This window comes from Streptomyces sp. NPDC058457 (genome assembly GCF_042720695.1).
In the GTDB taxonomy this organism is placed as follows: domain Bacteria; phylum Actinomycetota; class Actinomycetes; order Streptomycetales; family Streptomycetaceae; genus Streptomyces.
On the sequence record NZ_JBHXLU010000088.1, the window covers coordinates 1 to 14,808 of the forward strand.

Annotated in this window: 9 protein-coding genes; 4 read left to right on the forward strand and 5 right to left on the reverse strand. The window is 73.7% G+C overall.

Going from position 1 to position 14,808, the window contains the following annotated elements:
• Window positions 1–15: 15 nt before the first annotated feature.
• A complete protein-coding gene (locus tag ACFWPS_RS42765) occupies window positions 16–3,261 on the forward strand; it encodes a KR domain-containing protein (RefSeq protein ID WP_383716425.1) in 3,246 nt (1,081 codons plus the stop codon).
• Window positions 3,258–4,763 (forward strand): FAD-dependent oxidoreductase, encoded by a 1,506-nt coding sequence (locus ACFWPS_RS42770; protein ID WP_383716428.1) that lies wholly within the window; start codon window positions 3,258–3,260, stop codon window positions 4,761–4,763. Before ACFWPS_RS42765 ends, ACFWPS_RS42770 begins: the two co-directional genes overlap by 4 nt.
• Window positions 4,764–5,197: 434 nt before the next feature.
• Here ACFWPS_RS42770 and ACFWPS_RS42775 read toward each other — a convergent pair whose 3' ends face one another.
• The 5 genes from ACFWPS_RS42775 to ACFWPS_RS42795 form a co-directional block, all read right to left on the reverse strand.
• On the reverse strand, window positions 5,198–6,439 hold the full coding sequence (locus ACFWPS_RS42775; RefSeq protein ID WP_383716430.1) for a cytochrome P450: 1,242 nt from the start codon (window positions 6,437–6,439) through the stop codon (window positions 5,198–5,200).
• Window positions 6,436–7,746, reverse strand: a complete 1,311-nt coding sequence (locus ACFWPS_RS42780) for a cytochrome P450 (RefSeq protein ID WP_383716433.1) — start codon at window positions 7,744–7,746, stop codon at window positions 6,436–6,438. Before ACFWPS_RS42780 ends, ACFWPS_RS42775 begins: the two co-directional genes overlap by 4 nt.
• A 27-nt stretch (window positions 7,747–7,773) precedes the next feature.
• A complete protein-coding gene (locus ACFWPS_RS42785; RefSeq protein ID WP_383716436.1) occupies window positions 7,774–9,660 on the reverse strand; it encodes an acyl-CoA dehydrogenase family protein in 1,887 nt (628 codons plus the stop codon).
• Between the two features lie 147 nt (window positions 9,661–9,807).
• Entirely contained in the window at window positions 9,808–10,302 is a 495-nt protein-coding gene (locus ACFWPS_RS42790) for a pyridoxamine 5'-phosphate oxidase family protein (protein WP_383716440.1), read from the reverse strand.
• Between the two features lie 72 nt (window positions 10,303–10,374).
• Window positions 10,375–11,328, reverse strand: coding sequence for a GlxA family transcriptional regulator (locus ACFWPS_RS42795; RefSeq protein ID WP_383716443.1), 954 nt, complete (start codon window positions 11,326–11,328; stop codon window positions 10,375–10,377).
• Window positions 11,329–11,487: 159 nt separating this feature from the next.
• On the opposite strand from ACFWPS_RS42795, the gene ACFWPS_RS42800 reads away from it, so the two are divergent.
• Complete coding sequence (locus ACFWPS_RS42800; protein WP_383716445.1) at window positions 11,488–12,993, forward strand: MFS transporter; 1,506 nt, start codon at window positions 11,488–11,490, stop codon at window positions 12,991–12,993.
• 146 nt (window positions 12,994–13,139) lie between these two features.
• The gene (locus tag ACFWPS_RS42805) at window positions 13,140–14,657 is read left to right on the forward strand and encodes a GMC family oxidoreductase (protein ID WP_383716448.1); all 1,518 of its coding nucleotides are present in this window, start codon (window positions 13,140–13,142) and stop codon (window positions 14,655–14,657) included.
• Window positions 14,658–14,808 lie beyond the last annotated feature (151 nt).

Genomic DNA, 14,808 nt, shown 5'->3' on the forward strand with positions numbered 1-14,808 from the left:
ATACGGGCGCGAATCGTGCCCGCCACGGTCGCCTCGCACTCCGCCCAGGTGGAGCCCTTGCGCGAACGAATCCTGGAACAACTCGCCTTCGTACGACCCAGCCCCTCCCGCATCCCCCTCTACTCCACCGTCACCGGACAAGTGATCGATGGGCAAGAACTGACCGCCGCCTACTGGTACGAGAACTGCCGACGCCCCGTACGCTTCCAGACCACCGTCGAAACACTCCTCACCGACGGACACGCCATATTCGTCGAATCGAGCGCACACCCGGTACTCACCCCCGGCATCGAGGACACCGCCCTGGCCCGGGAGGCCGAGGTCGCCGTCGTCGGCACCCTGCGCCGTGATGACGGGGGACCGCGCCGGTTCCACCTCTCGCTGGGGCAGGCGTGGACCAAGGGCGTACGGCCCGACTGGGAGGCGGTGTTCGCAGGTCCCGGTGTCCGCCGGGTCGAACTGCCGACGTACCCCTTCCAGCGCACCCGGCACTGGCCGTCCGCGCGATTCGCGCCGGGCCGGGCGGACTCCTCCGTCGCCGACCCGCTGCGGTACCGGATCGGCTGGCACCCCATGACCGAGCACACCACCCCGGCCCTGAGCGGCACCTGGCTGGTCGCCCTGCCCGCGCGCGCCGACGGCGCGGCCCCGGACGGACTCGCGGCCGGTGCGGAACGGGCCCTGCGCGCCGCCGGCGCCGACGTGCTGCGGGTCGCCGTCGACCCGGCGGAGGGACGGGACGGACTCGCCGCGCGACTGCGCGAGCCCGTCCGGGACGGGCTCGCCGGTGTATTGAACCTGCTGCCGCCGGACGAGTCCCCGGCGCCCGGACTGCCCGCCTCCACCAGCGGTCTCGTCGGGACTCTGCTGCTGCTCCAGGCGCTCGCCGACACCGGCGCCGAGGCCCGGGTGTGGACGCTCACCCAGGGGGCGGTGGGCACCGCCGATCCGGATCCGGTGCGCAGCCCGGCCCAGGCCCAGGTGTGGGGCCTCGGCACGGTCGCCGCACTGGAGTACCCACGGACCTGGGGAGGCCTGCTCGACCTGCCCGACGGCATCGACGAGCGAGGCTGGCAACGGGTCGCCGGGGCGCTCGCCCGGTCCGACGGGGAGGACCAACTGGCCGTGCGGCCCGCCGCCCTGTTCGCCCGGCGGCTCCTGCCGGTCAGCGCGGCGGCCCGGACCGCCGACGCCACTCCGAGCTGGTCCGGCACCGTGCTGGTGACGGACGGCACGGGCGAGTACGGCGCTCATGTCGCGCGCCGCCTCGCGCGTTCCGGCGCCACGCACCTGCTCCTCACGACCGCCCCGGCCGGACCGGCCGGACCGGCCGGACCGGCCGGACCGCCGCCGGACGGTGGACTCGTCGCGGACCTGCGGGCGTCGGGCTGCGAGGTCACCGTCGCGGAGTGCGACTCCGCCGACCGGGACGCGCTGGCCGCCCTGCTCGCGACCGTACCCGCGGACGCCCCGCTGACCGCCGTGGTGCACACCGCCCAACTGCTCGAAGAGGCGCCGCTCGCCGACTTCACCCCCGAGCGCCTCGACCGGGTTCTCGCCGCCAAGGCACGCGCGGCCCGCAATCTGCACGAACTCACCCTCGACCGGAACCTGTCGGCCTTCGTCCTGTTCTCCTCCTTCACCGCCGTCCTCGGCGGCGGTGTCGGCCTCGGCCCGTTCGCCGCCGCCAACGCCTACCTGGACGCCCTCGCGGAACACCGCCGCGCCCACGGACTGCCCGCCACCTCGGTGGCCTGGGGTGCCTGGGCGAACGACAGCGACGAACCGGAGGCCCGCCGGCTGGAGGAGGACCGCAGGCGCCGGCTGGAGGGACGCGGGCTACCCGCCATGCCCGCCGAGACGGCCCTCGCCGCCCTCGACCGCACGCTCCGGTACGGCGACACCTCGGTGCTCGTCGCCGACCTGCGCTGGGCCCGCTTCCTGGAACGCTTCGCCGCCACCCGGCCCAGCCCCCTCGTCGGCGACCTCCCCGAGGTCGCGGCCGCCCGGCGGACATCGCCGGCCGCCCAGGCGGGCGCCCTGCGGCTCACCGGCCTGGCACCGGACGAGCGGCGCCGGGTCCTGCTGGACGCCGTCCGCACGGAGGCCGCGGCGGTCCTCGGCCACCGCGACCCCGGAGGTCTCGACCAGAGGCGAAGCTTCCTCGAACTCGGGATGGACTCCCTGACCACCGTAGAACTCCGCAACCGGATCGGCGCGGTTCTCGGCGTGCGGCTGGCCACGGGGACCCTGTACGAGCACCGCACCCCGGAGGCGCTCGCCCGCCACCTCGCCGACCTGCCGACCGGGGAACCGGACGTCGGCGCCGTATCGGCTACCCCGGCCGCCCTGAACATCTTGGATATCTCGAAGATCCCAGATATCCAGTTCGCCCCGCCCGCGCCGGGCCCGGAACCCATCGCGGACAGCCTGCTCGTCTCCCTGCTGGGCAGCGCGCCCGACACCGGCACCGGCGCGTACCTGGATCTGCTGGCCCGGGCGGCCCGGCTGCGGCCGCGCGCCGGAGCCGGCCGGCTCGACGTGGCCCGCAGCCCGCTGACGCGGGGCGGCGACGGTCCCGCGCTGCTGTGCTTCCCCACCGTGCTGCCCACCTCGGGACCGCACCAGTACGCCCGCTTCGCCGCCCACTACGCCGAGGGTGCCGGAAACGTCACAGCGCTCTCCCTGCCCGGCTATCTGGCCGGCGAACCGCTCCCCGAGAGCCTCGGCGCCGTCGTCGACGCCGCCACCCAGGCCGTGCGCGACGCCCGGCCGACGGGCGAGGACACCGTCCTGGTGGGCTACTCCTCGGGCGGTCTGCTGGCGCACGCCGTCGCGGCCCGGCTGGAGAGCCTGGGCGAACGGCCCGCGGCCGTCGTCCTGATCGACACCCACACCCTGGGCGACGGCACGCTCGACGCGCTCGCCCCGGCACTGCTGCGGGCCGTTCCCCGGACCATGGGCGACCTGCTGCCCCTCGACGACACCCGGCTCACCGCCATGGGCGCCTACCTGGACCTGCTGGCCGGCTGGCGGCCCTCGCCCGTCCGGGCCCGCACCCTGGTCCTGCGCCCCCTGAGGCAGGCGCCGGGCTGGCCGGACGCCGTCCCCGGGACCGGAGCCTGGCCCCTGCCGCACGACCTCAGCGATGTCCCCGGCGACCACTACACCGTCATCGAGGAACACGCGCGGAACGCCGCCCGGCGCATCCGGGAATGGCTGACCGCGGTGCTCCCCTCGGCAAAGGAGGGTTCCGCATGACCGAGAAGTCCCCGGAACCGTACGCCGGTTCCCCCGTGGTGATCGTCGGCGCCGGGCCCTGCGGCCTCGCTCTCGCCTGCGCACTGCTGCAACAGGGTGTTCCGGTACGGGTCCTGGACGCGGCCGCCGGGCGCGCCGAAGGCTCACGGGCCGTGCTGCTGTGGCCGCCGGCGCTGGAGGTGTTCGCCGGCCTCGGCGTGCGGGAGACCGCTCTGGAGCGCGGGCTTGGGGTACGGGCGCTCACCTACCACCTCACCGGCGGTACCCGGCTGCGCAGCGAACTCGGCGCGGCGAACGGTGCGTTGCTGCTGCCGCAGGAAGAGACGGCCCGGCTGCTGGAAGAGCGGCTGACCGAACTCGGCGGCCGTGTCGAGTGGTCCACCCGGGTCACCGCGCTCGAACCCGGCGACGACACGGTCACGGTGACGGCCGAAGGAGCCGACGGGACGCCGCTGCGGCTGACCGCCGGCCGGCTGGTCGGAGCCGACGGGGTCCGCAGCACGGTACGCGAACTGCTCGGCATCCCCTTCCGGGGCGGGCCCGTGCCGGGGCGCTATCTGGTCACCGAGGGCGAGGTCGACGGTGACTTCGAACGGGGCGCCGTCCACTACTTCCTGCGCAGCACCGGATCCATGGTGTTCGCGCCGCTGCGCGGCGGCACCGTGCGGATGGGCGCCCCGGTGGGCGAGGACACGCCACTGACCGAGCCGACGGTGCAACGGCTGCTGGACGAACGCGGGCCCGGCGGACTGCGGGTGCGCAGCCTGCGGGGCATCACCACGTTCGCAAGCCAGGAGCGCGTCGCCGAGCGGTTCCGGGTCGGGCGCTGCTTCCTCGTCGGCGACGCGGCGCACACCCACTCCCCGATCGGCGGGCAAGGCCTCAACCTCGGCCTTCAGGACGTCCACAACCTGGCCTGGAAACTCGGCGGCGTCCTGACCGGACGGCTCGCGGAGGCCGTGCTCGACACCTACGAGACGGAGCGACGCCAGGCCGCCGAGCAGGTTGTCGGCAACACGCGCCGAGCCGCCCGCATGTTCCTGCTCGGTCCCGTGGGTGCCCGGCTGCGCAACGCGGGCTGGCGGCTCCTGGAGGCGACCGGGATGCTCCGGCGCTGGTTCACCCCCCTGCTGGCCGGCCGGCGGATGCGGTACACCACACCGCTGCTGGCGCAGGCCGGGACCGCACCCGCGGGGCGGGTCCCGGCACGTGGCCTGCTGCTGCCCGCGCCCGGTACCCGGGGCTCCAGGTGGCTGCCCAGGCCGTCCTCCGGTGCGCCGCAGTTCCAGCTGCTGACCCTGGGCACCGGGTCCACCGCCCGCCGCGAGGCGGCCGAGGACCTCGCCGAGCGCCACGCCCCGCTGGTCCGCCATGTGCACACCGTCTCCCGGACCAGGAACGGCTATGTCCTGCTGCGCCCCGACGGCTTCGTCGCGGCAAGCGGCACCGGCCCCACCACCCTGGCCCACATGGACCACCTCCTGAGCAGCCTCCGCCACTGACCCCGGCCCGCCCGACCACCTCCGGCCCCGCACGCCGAGCTTGCGTGCGGGACCGGGGCATGTGCGGGGGCTGATGATGTGGGGCAGGGGCGTGGGTGTGGGGCCGAGAGAGACGGGGTGGGGCCGAGAGAGACGGGGTGGGGCCGAGGCCGCGTGGTGCCGGCACCGGGTCCGTGCTGCCGCCGCGCCGCCGCCGCACGGTCTCCGCACTGCGCCCGCGCGGCCTCCGCACTGCCTCCTGCGCGGCGTGCACGCCCTGGTGGCATGCCCTCGCGGTGGCACCGTCCGTGTCGTCACACAAGGGATTCCCCGCCGTGTCTCCCGGCGGGGAATCCCCTGGTCCTTCATGTTCCGGCTCGCGGCCTACGGTTCGCGGCCTCTACGGCCGGGCCGCGCCGTGCGCTTCGTGTCCCTCGGTCCGCGACACCTTCGGCTCAGCCGCGCGGAGCGAGTCGCACCGGCAGGCTCGCCAGGGTCCGGATGACCAGTGCCCCGTTGAACTCGGGTGTTTCCGTGGCGAGTTCGACGTCGTGCCGGGCCAGCGCGGCGAGCGCCGTCTGGGTCGTCATCCGGGCGATCGGGGCCGCCACGCAGAAGTGGATGCCGTGGCCGTAGCCGAGCACCTTGTGCGGGGTACGCGACAGGTCCAGCCGGTCCGGGTCGTCGTACACCGCCGGGTCGTGGCTCGCCGAGCCCATGGACAGGAAGATCTGTTCGCCGGCCGCGATCGGCAGCCCGCCCACCTCAGTGTCCCGGAAGGCGCTTCGGGTGAGCAGGAACAACGGGCCGTCGAAGCGCAGGAGTTCCTCGGTGGCGCCGTTGATGCCCTCGGGGTGCTCACGCAGCCACGCCAGCTGGTCGACGTGCTGGAGCAGCGCCAGCGCGGAGTTCGCCATCTGCGCGGTGGTCGCCCCGAAGCCCGCCGCGAGCAGGTTGACGCAGATGGAGACCAGCTCGGTCTCGGTGAGCCGTTCGCCGTCCTGCTCGGCGTTGACCAGCTCGGTGATCAGGTCGTCGCCGGGTTCGGAGCGGCGCTGTTCGGCCAGATTCCGGGTGAGCTCGGCGAACCAGAGCCGGCCCTCGTCCCGCTTCGCGGCCTGCTCGGGGGTGAGGGTGAAGTCGGGGTCGAGTCCGCGCGCGCTGTCCATGGAGAAGTCGAAGGCCTTGGCGTGGTACTCCTCCGGTATCCCGAGCATCTCGGTGAGCACGAGCCCGCCGAGCGGCCGGAACAACGAGGCCACGAGGTCGATGTGGCCGTCGGGGGAGGCGGCGAGCGCGGTGGCGATCAGGTCGTCGGTGATCTGCTCCATCCGGGGCCGCAGCCGCGCCACCGTGCGCGGGGTGAACGCCTTGGAGACCAGTCCGCGCAGCCGGGTGTGGTCCGGCGGGTCCATGAACGCCAGGATGCGCACGGGCTTCCCGCCGTCCAGGGAGACTTCCTGCTGTTTGACCGCGTCTCCGTCGCCCCACCCGAAGTTCGGGTCGCTGAGCACCCGGGACACCTCCTGGTGGCCCAGGACCGTCACCACGCCCGCGGGCATCCGTACGGCACCCGGCGACTGCTCCCGGATCCGCCTCAGAATCGGGTAGGGGTCGGCGTGGAAGGCGGGGTCGAAGGGATTGAAGGGAAGGAGCTGGGACACCAGTCCGGCGTCGATGGGGGGTGCCTCGGTCATCGCTGACTCCTGTCGTCGGCGGGGTGGTGGGTCGCGGAGGCCGCTGGCAGGAACTCCACGGGCAGGTCGAGCACCACGGTGTGCTTGTTGACGGGGGCCCAGGACGCGGGCCCGGCGGGACGCAGTTCGGCCGCCCGGTCCAGCAGCGCCTCCAGGAACGCGGCGATCTGCACACGGGCGAACCGGTCGCCCATGCAGAAGTGGGTGCCGCGGCCGAAGCTCAGATGGGGATTGGGGTCCCGGCCGATGTCGAAACGGTCCGGGTCGGCGAAGACGGTCTCGTCACGGTTGGCCGACGGCCACCACAGAGTGACCTTGTCCCCGGCCCGGACGAGCGTGTCCCGCAGCCGTACGTCACGGGTGGCGGTGCGCCGGTTGAACGGATTGGGCGGGGCCCAGCGCAGCACCTCCTCCACCGCCGAGGGGAGCAGGCCGCGGTCGGCCCGCAGCCGTGCCCACTCGGCGGGGTGGCTCAGGAAGCCTTCGAGACCGCCCGCGAGGGTGTTGCGGGGCTGCTCGATGCCGGTCATCAGCAGGTGCAGGAAGTTCAGTTCGCGCTCGGCGGCGCTGATCGGCGGCTGCCCGAGGCCTTCGGGGAGTTCGGCGGCGGCGAGGACGGAGGTCGCGTCGGAGCGCGGGGCCCGGCGCCGGTCGTCGAGCAGGTCCCCGGCGTAGGACTGGATCTCGGCGAAGACACGGCGTGCGTTCGCATCGGCGATCCCGGTCCTGCGGTCCACGAAGCCGCACACCTGGTGCGCCCACGCCTCCACCCGCGGCCGGTCCTCCGGGGAAACGCCCAGCAGCAGGGCGGCGGCCCGGGCCGCGTACCGTTCCGCGAGGTCGGCCGCGTTGCAGGTGCCCTGGGCGACGGCCGCCGCGACGAGTTCGTCCGCCGCCGCGCGGAGCTGGGCCACCAGCGCCTCGGACGGCCGGGTCCACGGAGTGAAGGCGGTGCGCAGCAGCGCGTGCCGTGGATCGTCCGTCATCGGCAGGAAGACCCCGGCGTGCACGCCGATCTCCAGGTCCTCCAGGTGTGAGCCGCCGCCGGCCCGGCCGCCGCCGCCCTGTGCCGAGAAGGGGACGGGGTCGCCGTCGGCGGCGAGCGCGATGTCCTCGTACCGGGTGAGCACCCAGAAGCCGTCTCCGTCGGGCATGTGTCCCGGCGGATGGCGCAGCACCGGGGCCTCGCGACGCAGCCGTGCGAACAGGTCGTAGGGGATGCCGGCCGCCCACCGGGCCTGGTCGGTCAGGTCGAAACCGTCCAGCACCTCGGGGAGCCGGGCGGTGTCCTGCTGATGGGTCGTCAAGGGATCTCCCCCAGGGGCTCGGAGACGTCAGGGACGGATGAGGAAGTCGAGGTCGGAGGTGTCGAACCAGTCGCGGCTCACCGACCGATGGACGGGCGCCGGATCCGCGCCGTGTGCGGCGAGCCGCCGCCACAGCCCGTCGATGCGGTGCCGGGCGGCCGAGCAGTGGACGTCGGCCAGCTCCTGCCGCGCCTCGGAGCGGGCGTCCTCGGAGCCGACCCGGGCGAGGACCGCGAACACGGCGAGCAGTTCGCCCGCCGCCCGCCCGATCAGGCGAGCCGCCTCCTGGTCGGCCTCGGCCGGCGGTTCGGCCGGACAGCCGGCGTACCGCGTGCAGATCCCGCCCAGATGCCGCAGATCACGGGCGAGTTCCTCGAAGTGCCGCCGGTTGGCGGCACTGAGGCCGGCGCCGGACGACGGCGGCGGAGGGGACGCGAGCCAGGACTCGACGGCCGACCGTACGGCGGCAGCCCCCGGGCCGGTGGCCGACCGTGCGGCGGTGGATCCCGGGTCGGTGGCCGGTCGCGCGGCGGTGGATCCCGGGTCGGTGGCGGGTCCCGGGGCGGTGGCCGGTGTCGCGGGCTGCCCGGCCCGGCCGCCGGGGGCGCCGTCGCCGGCGGCCCGGTGCCGGGCGAGCAGCAGGCCGCCCAGCCGGAGGTCCAGCAGGAAGTCGACGTTGCCGGAGACCCTGAGGCCCCGGGCGTCCCGCAGCAGCCGTTCCAGCGGCTCGGGGCGTGCCCCGCGGCTCCGCTTGCTCGCCGCGGTCTCCAGGCCCTCGCCGCCCAGCACCGACACCGTACGGTCGGCGATCTCCCAGGCGGCCCGGGTGAGGACGTTCTTGGCGAGCAGCAGTTCGAAGCCGCGCTCGCCCCCGCCCAGGCACCACCGCACCACGCTGTCCGCCGCGTAGCCCGTGGCGAGCGTCCCGGCGGCGATCCGCCGGATCGCGTCGTACGACGCCAGCGGCCGTCCGTCGATGGTGCGCCGGGCCACGAACTCCCGCTGGACGCGCAGGCTCTGCCGTACGACCGCCAGGGCCGGTGCCCCGTTGAACACCAGCTGGCCGACCTGGGCGACCCGGCCGATGCCGGCCGGGAAGCCGGGTACGTCCGGCTCCTCCGCGAGGACCACCTGTGCACCGGGCACCCGCACCCCGGTGAACCGCAGCGACCCGTTCGGCAGGCCTCTGCTGCCCAGGAACGTGTGCCGGGCGCCGACCTCGACGCCGGGACCGGCGGTCTCCAGGAAGACCACGGCCGCCCGGCGCCGACCGTCCTCCGGCACGGTGGCGGTCACCGCGACGAACCCCGCGACCGGGGCGTTGCCTGTGAACAGCTTCTCGCCGTCGACGACGTACGCACCGTCCACGGCCGGTGTCGCGGTGGTGGCCGGCCAGGCGTTGTTCTGGCCGGCCGGCTCGCTGCCGCCGAAGCCCGAGAGGGTGCCGGCCGCGACATGGCCCGCGACGAGGTCGGCGAGCGGGCCGGGGGCCAGCCCCGCCAGCAGTGCGGGGGCCCCTACGCCGTTCTGCACGGCGAGCAGTTGGCCCACGGCGACCGAGGTGTGCGCAGCGCTCTCCACGACCCGGAAGGCGTTGAGGTCCGAGGCCGCCAGGCCGCCGAGCGCGGCGGAGTTGCGCAGCGCGAGGAAGCCGGCCGCGCGCAGCCCCTCGACCAGTCCGTCGGGGAGCGCCGCGGTGCGGTCGATCTCGTCGGCGTCCACCCCGGCGAGCAGCGGGTCGAGCCGTGCCAGCAGGGCGTCCCCGGCGCGCCGTTCGTGGGGGTCGTAGGCGGGCAGGGGCCAGGGCGCGTCCAGGTGCGGGGCGCCCGGCTCAAGCAGGGTCAGGAAGCTCGGTGCGGGACGCGGGCGGGTGGTCGTGGGACCGGCGGAGGGGCCGGTGGAGGAGAGGGCCACAGCCCGGAACGCTAGGCAGCGGCCGAGGCCCCCGCCTACCCCAGAAGATCTCTGGGGGACCCCTAGAACACGGCCCTGGCCAGGGAGTTCGCCGATACGGAACAGGGGTGCCCCGGAGACCTGACGGGTGTCCGGGGCGGGGTCGCGTCAGCTCTGGACCGGCCAGTAGTTGCCGTAGACGTGGTCGAGCGGGAGCAGGACCAGGGCCCGCCGGCTTTCGGCCATGGTGCGGTCGTACTCGTCCCAGTCGGGATGCTCGCCGCCGCCCGCGGCGCGGTAGGCGTCCCGCAGCAGGCCCGGCAGCGCCTCGGGTGCCACCGCGGGGTGCGGGTGGTCGGGGCCGACGACGGTCGTCGTGCCGCGTACCGCCGTCCAGCGGCGGCCGTCCCGGAACACGACGACGGCGCGCGGGTCCCGCGCCAGGTGCCGGAGCTTGCGGGAGCCGCCGAGCGCGACGAGCGCGACCACCGGCTCACCGGTCCCCGGGTGGCGGAGCACTCCGGCGTTCACCACCGAGGAGTGCGGTTCGCCCGAGGGGGCGATGGTGTTGAGGACCACGAGTCCGCCGGAGGCGGCCGCGAGATCCTCGATACGGGCGACCGTCTCGTCGGTACCCGTGCCGGACTGTGACGCCTGAGTCATGGACTGTTCCCTTCAGGGAGCGCGCGGAGGTTCCGCCGGCCGCGGCGTCGCGGAACAGGGCGGGGACCTCCGCTAGCGATGGGTGACGGCCCGGCCGAACGCGGCGCGGTAGGCACTCGGGGTCAGGCCCGACCGGCGGACCAGGTGCTGGCGCAGCGAATCCACCGAACCGATGCCGCTGCGCTGCGCGATCTGATCAAGCGCCAGATCGGTAGTCTCCAACAACTCCCGTGCCCGGTCTATGCGTTGGTCCAGAAGCCACCGGAGTGGCGTCTGCCCCGTCTCGGCCTGGAACCGCCTGATGATGGTCCGCACACTACTGCTGTGGTGCCTGGCCAGGTCGGCCAGGGTGAGCGGTTCGTGCAGCCGTTGCAGTGCCCACTCCCGGGTGTCGGCGAGCGAGATTCCCGGCCTGACGGGAACCGGTTCCGCGATGAGCTGCGTCTGTTCGCCGGAGCGCACCGGCGCCGCGAGCACCAGGCGTGCCACGTCGTTGGCCACGGCGGTGCCGAAGTCGGTACGGACGATGTGCAGGCACAGGTCCAGTGCGGCGGCCAGCCCGGCCGAGGTCACCACCGGTCCGTCCTGCAGGTACAGCACGTCCGGCTGGACGGTGACCCGGGGGAAACGGCGGCGCAGTTCGGCCGCGTACGTCCAGTACGTGGTGGCGCGCCGCCCGTCCAGCAGTCCGGCCTGCGCCAGCACGAAGACGCTGCCGCACACGGAGGCGATCCGCTTGCCCCCGGCGGCCGCCTCCCGCAGCGCCGCGAGCAGTCTCGGATCCGCCTCCTCACGGCCGCCCGCGCCCACCACCAGCACCGAGTCGGCCGCTTCCAGGGCCTCCAGGCCGTGCCGCAGCAAGATCTGCAGGGGGCCGGTGCCCACGTCCGTCCCGGCCCGCGTGGTGCAGGGCACCACTTCGTAGCAGGGCCGCCCGTCCACCTGCGCCAGGCCCAGGGCCATCTCCGGGATGGACAGTTCGGCGGCTGTCACGGGAGGCACGGCGAGCAGGGCGATCCGGTGCATGGCGCGATCCTCCGCATGTCTGTCACTTGAGGTCCTCGTGGACATGTCCCGCTCACTTCAGAGTAGGTGGGGTCGCCCGTCGGGCTCGCACTCTTACGACCAACACCACCCCTAGATCTTCTGTTCCGCCGTTCCGTTCTTCAAGAAGGGCATACGACCATGGTCGCTGCACCGGACCAGGTGAGCCGGCGGCTGGGCCTGAGGCTTGCGCTGCTCGCCTTCGCACAGCTCATCGCCACCATCGACGTCAACATCGTCTTCATCGCGCTCCCTGACATCGGACGCGAACTGGGCTTCAACGCGCAGTCGCTGCAGTGGGTGGTCAGCGCCTATGTCGTCGGCCTCGGCGGCTTCCTGCTGCTGGGCGGACGCGCCGTGGACCGGTTCGGGCCGCGCCGGATGTTCTCCCTGGCCATGGCCCTGTACGCGCTGTCCTCCCTGGTCGGCGGGTTCTCCTCGGACCAGGGGCTGCTGGTCGGCGCGCGCTTCGTCCAGGGACTCGGCGGTGCCCTGGTCACCCCCGCCACGCTGAAGCTGATCTACCTCAACTTCGCCGAGGGCGGTGAGCGCAACCGTGCGGTGGGCGTGTGGGGCGCGGCGGGCGGCGCGGGCCTGTCCGTCGGCGCGCTGCTCGGCGGTGTGCTCACCAACTACCTGGGCTGGTCCTGGGTGTTCTTCGTGAATGTGCCGCTCGCGCTGATCGCCGCCGCGGCGGCACCCCGGGTACTCGTGGCCGACCCGCCCTCCGCGACGAAGGACAAGAAGTTCGACCTGCTGGGCGCCCTGGTCGCCACGGCCGGCCTGACCCTCGTGGTCTTCGGGCTGGTCAGCGGGCCGGACAAGGGCTGGGGCACCTTCGCCGGCGCGGGCACCGTCGCGGTCGGCGCCGTCCTGCTCGTGCTGTTCGTGGTGCTGGAGGCGCGCACCCGGGATCCACTGGTTCCGCTGCGGATGTTCGGCAACCGCAACCTGCTCACGACGATGATCGTGATCTTCGTCTTCCAGGGCGGGCTCAGCTACACGTACTACCTGTTCACCACCTACCTGCAGAACGGCCTCGGCTACGACGCCCTGGACGCGGGCCTCGCGTTCGTGCCGGCCACGGCGATCTCGATGTTCTCCGCCCTGAAGGTCACCCCGAAGGTGATCGGCAAGTGGGGGGTGCGGACCGCGGTGGTGAGCGGAGTACTGCTCACCGCGATCGGGCTCGCCGGCGTCTCCGCGAGCCTCACCGACGGCGGGTCCTACGTGTGGATGCTGCCGGGAGCGCTGGTGTGGGGGCTGGGCGGCGGGCTCGGCTTCCCGCCGATGTTCGTGGCCGCCGCGCAGGGGGTGCCGCCCGCCGAGCAGGGTGTGGCCTCCGGTCTGGTGTCGACGTTCCGGCAGGTCGGCGGTGCCATGGGGCTCGCCGTGCTGGTGGCCATCGCCAACGCGGGGCTGGACATCCGCGCGGGCGCGCATCCGCCGGTCTCCGACGTCATCGACGGTCTGCGCACCTCCGGTTGGGTCGCGGCCGCGCTCACCGCCATCTCCGCGCTGGCCGCCCTCGGCCTGCGCAAGCCCGCCCCGGCCCCCGCACCCGCCCCGGCCCCGGAGCCGGACACCGCGCAGGATTCCGGGGCCTCGCCGTCGGCCTCGTCCGCGGCGGTACGCGAGGCCAATTGACGGCCCACCTGCCGGGCCCGGAAGCCTCTCCCACCCCCGTAGGGGTTTCCGGGCCCCTCCAATAGGGGTTGACCAGGGCCGCTCGGCCTCAATAGTTATTACCGCATTCCCCGAACGTCCGGATATTTCGAACGAGAGGCATGGAAATGGCTGATGAGGTCCGCGGTTGGGATTACATAGTCGTCGGTGGCGGCTCGGCGGGCGCCGTGCTTGCGGCACGACTCAGCGAGGACCCCGAAGTGAACGTGCTGGTACTGGAGGCCGGCCGGGACTTCCGCAGCACCGATTCGCCGGAGGCATTCCGGCACCGCAAGATCGACCTGGAGATCTCGCACAATCCGGATTACTGGTGGCCCGACCTTGAGAACCGCCGGAATCCCAGTCAGGAGGCCACCCCGTTCCTGCGCGGCCGCGGTGTGGGCGGGACTTCGCTCGTGAACATCCTGTTCGCGCTGCGCGGCACCTCCCAGGACTTCGACCGCTGGGTGGCGGCCGGGGCCGAAGGCTGGTCCTGGGAGGACGTGCTGCCGTACTACGTCAGGCTGGAGGACGAGCACGACTTCCCGGACGCCCCGTACCACGGCAGCGGCGGCCCGGTTCCGGTCTACCGTGAACCCCGGTCCGGCTGGGGCGGCGTGGACCTCGCCTTCCGTGACGCGGTGCTGGACACCGGGGTGCCGTGGGCCGAGGACCACAATGCGCCCGGCGCCACCGGACTGTCGCCCTTCGCCATGAACATCCGCGACGGCCGGCGGGTCAGCACCAACGACGCCTACCTGGAGCCGGCCCGCGGCCGTGCCAACCTGACCGTGCGCGGCGACGCCCTGGTCGACAGCGTGGTCGTCGAGCCCGGCGGCCGGCGGGCGACCGGGGTGCGCCTGGCGGGCGGCGAGACCCTGCACGTCAACCCCGGCGGCGAGGTGCTCCTGGCGGCCGGCGCCCTCATGTCGCCCGCGATCCTCGTCCGTTCCGGTATCGGCCGGCCCGCCGACCTGGCCGCCCTGGGCGTCGACGTCGTGGCCGACCTGCCGGTGGGCCAGGGCGTCCAGGACCACCCCACCGTCATCGTCCCGCTGCCCACCACCACCGAGGCCAAGCAGAGCCCCCACGAGCGGTTCACCAACGCCACCCTGCGCTACTCGTCCGGCCTCGGCGGGGCGGGCGAGAACGACATGATGATCATCCCGAACAACCACTGGATGGGCGGCAGCTGGCTGCTGATCGTGCAGCAGCAGGTCTTCAGCCGGGGCGAGCTGGTCTTCACCTCGCGCGACCCCCGGGTGCCGCCCTTCGTCGAACACCGGCTGCTGACGGACGAGTCCGACCTGCTGCGGGCCGCCGACGCGCTGGACCGGGTGGCCGAGCTGGTGGCCAGGCCCTCGTTCGCCTCGATCCTGGAGGCCAAGCCCGACATCCCCACCCCCGAGGACCTGCCCAAGGTGGTCTGGGACGGCGGCCATCTGTCCGCCACCGTCCACATGGGGGCGCCCGGCGATCCGGCCACCGTCGTCGACCCCGAGTGCCGTGTCGTCGGCGTGGAGGGCCTGCGGGTGGTCGACGCCTCGGTGATGCCGGAGGTGGTGCGCGGTAACACCCTGCTGTCCGTGCTGATGATCGCGGAGCGGATCGCGGACCGGATCAAGGCGGCGCACACCTCGTCCTGACGGCTCCTCGGCACTCCTCGGCAAGACCGGACGCCCGGTTCAGGGGTGGGCGCGGCCAGGGGCGGGGGCCCCGCATCTTTTTATTTGGGCCTCAAGACCCGGGACGGCAGCGCCCGGCCCCCCCCACCCCAAAACAGTACAAGATAGAACC

Bases quoted from the DNA above. Each gene is read 5' to 3' on its own strand.
- ACFWPS_RS42800 (WP_383716445.1), top strand. From the start codon at position 11,488: ATGGTCGCTGCACCGGACCAGGTGAGCCGGCGGCTGGGCCTGAGGCTT.
- ACFWPS_RS42795 (WP_383716443.1), bottom strand. From the start codon at position 11,328: ATGCACCGGATCGCCCTGCTCGCCGTGCCTCCCGTGACAGCCGCCGAA.
- ACFWPS_RS42775 (WP_383716430.1), bottom strand. From the start codon at position 6,439: ATGACCGAGGCACCCCCCATCGACGCCGGACTGGTGTCCCAGCTCCTT.
- ACFWPS_RS42790 (WP_383716440.1), bottom strand. From the start codon at position 10,302: ATGACTCAGGCGTCACAGTCCGGCACGGGTACCGACGAGACGGTCGCC.
- ACFWPS_RS42805 (WP_383716448.1), top strand. From the start codon at position 13,140: ATGGCTGATGAGGTCCGCGGTTGGGATTACATAGTCGTCGGTGGCGGC.
- ACFWPS_RS42770 (WP_383716428.1), top strand. From the start codon at position 3,258: ATGACCGAGAAGTCCCCGGAACCGTACGCCGGTTCCCCCGTGGTGATC.